The organism is Rhizobium sp. YJ-22, assembly GCF_029601685.1.
Lineage (GTDB): Bacteria > Pseudomonadota > Alphaproteobacteria > Rhizobiales > Rhizobiaceae > Metarhizobium.
On the sequence record NZ_JARRIR010000003.1, the window covers coordinates 324733 to 325566 of the forward strand.

General features: G+C 63.3%; 1 protein-coding gene. It reads left to right on the forward strand.

The window, feature by feature from the left end; genetic code table 11:
• The coding region (locus tag P7F60_RS09505; protein ID WP_277917492.1) for a plasmid partitioning protein RepB C-terminal domain-containing protein at positions 1-588 on the forward strand (588 nt) is incomplete at its 5' end.
• Positions 589-834 lie beyond the last annotated feature (246 nt).

An 834-nucleotide genomic window follows, 5' to 3' on the forward strand; every position in this document is an offset into this window, starting at 1 on the left:
ATCCCGGTCAAGGCCGTGGTGGTCGATATGTCCGACCGCGATCTCGTGGTCTCGCAGGGCCTGGAAAACGCCGCGCGGCAGGATCTGAGCTGGATCGAGCGGGCGCTGTTTGCCAGGCGCATGGACGATGCCGGCATCAAGCCGCGCGACATCAAGGCGGCGTTGGCCGTCGACGATCCCGAACTTGCCCGCATGCGCGCCGTCTACCGCACGCTGCCGCCGGCGCTGATCGAAATGATCGGCCGCGCCCCGAAGATCGGCCGGCCGCGCTGGGTGGATTTCGCAAAGCTCTATGGCGAGCACGAGGACAGCGGGGCGCGGGTGACGGCGGCCTTTTCCGCGAACGCGGCAGCCTCTTCCGATGCCCGCTTCCAGCTGGCGCTCTCGGCGCTGAAGACGCCGGCCGAAAAGCCGGGCAGCCCCGTGCAGGAACTGCGCTCGCCCGATGGCGCGACGCTGGGGCTGGTGACGGCAAGCGACAAGGAATGGCGCCTGCAGGCCAAGAGCCGCGACGGCACCCGTTTCGCCGCCTTCCTGCAAGCGCGCCTGCCGGAACTGGTTGAGGAATTCATGCAGCAAAAACAGTAGGATAGCGGAGTAAAACCGCTACATTTCATATGCGAAGGCCTTGTCACCTGACAAGGTTTCGACGGTGAAGACCTGAACAGGAAAGGATGACATCAGCGGCAAAAAGAAAGGCCCCCAAGCGGCGAACCACCCGAGAGCCTTTGTATCTTCTAGCAGAGACAGCAATAGCGCTTCCCGATTCTCCTGTCAATCATGAGACCGCCGGCTCGGTGAACCCTTTCGTATGCCCTTTTGCGTGAGGGAAAC